Annotated in this window: 1 protein-coding gene and 2 pseudogenes; 1 reads left to right on the forward strand and 2 read right to left on the reverse strand. The window is 44.3% G+C overall.

The window, feature by feature from the left end; translation table 11 throughout:
* Nucleotides 1–943 precede the first annotated feature (943 nt).
* Nucleotides 944–1,201: a hypothetical protein gene (locus tag OKC27_RS22605; RefSeq protein ID WP_005893578.1), complete on the forward strand. Its 258-nt coding sequence runs from the start codon at nucleotides 944–946 to the stop codon at nucleotides 1,199–1,201.
* Between the two features lie 332 nt (nucleotides 1,202–1,533).
* On the opposite strand, the pseudogene OKC27_RS22610 reads toward OKC27_RS22605, so the two are convergent.
* Nucleotides 1,534–1,668, reverse strand: a pseudogene (locus OKC27_RS22610) (IS5/IS1182 family transposase); the annotation flags it as partial.
* A gap of 74 nt (nucleotides 1,669–1,742) precedes the next feature.
* A pseudogene (locus tag OKC27_RS22615) lies at nucleotides 1,743–1,913 on the reverse strand (IS630 family transposase); the annotation flags it as partial.

The following is a 1,913-nucleotide window of genomic DNA, read 5'->3' on the forward strand; positions in this document are numbered from 1 at the left end:
ATTTGATGTGAAAGGATTTTATAAGGTATTTAAGAGAGATTGACTATTCTAAGTTTCATTTCAACTACTTCATGTAGTGTCATCAAGCATGCTCGATAAAAGCTATTTTGTCAGCAGCAATCGTCAAGCACACAAATATCTTTCTCCTATGCATTTTGCGGACCTACCCGTTGAGGTGTTGTTATAGCGCCGCAGGTGGCTCAATAATCGACTTTATGCAGGCACAGCATAGTCGGTAGCACCTTAAGTTAAAGGTTAGCCAGCGTGCGTTGCCGCATGCAATTGCATGCGGCATCTATTCCATTAGTTCAAGCCTACCTACCTATTTCATTGCAATAACATCAACGTCAGTCGGCAAGAGAGTAGTCCATAATGCGGAGATTAATACCGCGTGCAGGTATATATGAAAATATTAGAAAAATTATTATTAGGTTCATCTTCAATTATCTGTTGAATCATCTTAATAAGCCTGATAGCCTGTTGCTGAAATAGATTGCAGGGTGTTTTATGGATGAGGAATATAATAAAAAACTAATGATGGCCACTCAGTTATTCAAAGATAGGGCATCAGGGAAAGTACTGCCGGATGGTGAAATGAATTCAGACAGTATATTTATCCTTAGCCCTACAGAACGGCGAGCCTGCTGCCGTGACATAGTGCCTGGAAACCGGCGGTTCCCGTTGAGCTCAAAGAAGCATGCCTGCTCAAAAATACACATAGCAGCCCTATTTCGTATTGAGTTAATTGATTTTGAGAGTGAGTTTAGGAAAATTAATCGCCGCAAGAACATAAAACTAACCCAGCTCAAAGGAGGTGCTAACAGGGAATAAGTGTCACCTGCCACACACGAAGTTTTAATTTATTTAATTAAACACACAGGCGTTTCTATTTTTACGTCTGGAGCCTATTCACATCTTCCCTTGAAGGGAAATGGAGTAAATAATGAAAATTTTTGACGATCTTTTTAGGCGTATTGAAAAGCACAACGGCACTCGTTCAAGCGCTTTGCTTGCTCAAGCGATGGCATCTGCTTGCAGCGATCGCTACACTGTCTCATTAGCGTCGGTCTGTGCAGTTTTGGATTCTCAGAGTAAAGAGGTGTTTGACCGCCTGGTTCGGATTGCTCAGGAGCCCGATTTCTCCAATGCCGACCAGGACCGGGCCCTTGATAAGCTACGTGCTCTCGGTTTTATCGACTGAGTGAGGATCCTGATTACCCATTAATGATAGTCACATGGATCGATACTTTTATACACAGTTAGTTATACAGGACCTTAAGAGGATATAGCATTTAACATCCTTCTAAGGTCCTGTTCTGCATTAATTTCCTTCGCCTAATTCGACGAGCATTTTTGCCAAGGAAACAACGGGCTATGCCAGCCAACCCCTTATTTTATTCGGCGCACGATGCGCGACCACGGGCAATAACGGGAACCTTCACTTCCGCTATTTTCGTCGCTTTCAAGGTCGATATGCGGCGTTATTACCCAAATCAGCTATCTGGACGTAACTTCCCCAGTCCCAGGTGACAGTTACACTTGGGGCTGCCTAACGGGCAGACCAAGAGCGCACAGTTTGTTCATGGCACACACATAACCCATGACTTCACCTACTTGCCCGTTATATTTGCGCAGACTCAGCTTCTCTGTCATCAGCTGCTTGAACCGGCCTTGTTGAACAAATCCGGGAACTATCTGGTGACTCGATGATCTGACCTCCTAAATAACTGATCCCAATAGTGCTACACCTTCGCTGTGCCATAGCCATTCCCCGGGAAAGGAGACACTGTGTTCATGAAGTGTTTCACTCGGGCCAGCAGACTGGCCATTCCTCTGCATTGATGATTGCGCGTGATGGTTTCATGTAACTTGTGCCACAGCCGTTCTATGTGATTAACCCAAGGGCTGTAAAC

Source organism: Aeromonas sp. QDB62, assembly GCF_027705695.1.
Classification (GTDB): domain Bacteria; phylum Pseudomonadota; class Gammaproteobacteria; order Enterobacterales; family Aeromonadaceae; genus Aeromonas; species Aeromonas allosaccharophila.

What these genes read in the sequence shown, in the direction of transcription:
- OKC27_RS22605 (WP_005893578.1), top strand. Translation starts at nt 944, where the DNA reads ATGAAAATTTTTGACGATCTTTTTAGGCGTATTGAAAAGCACAACGGC.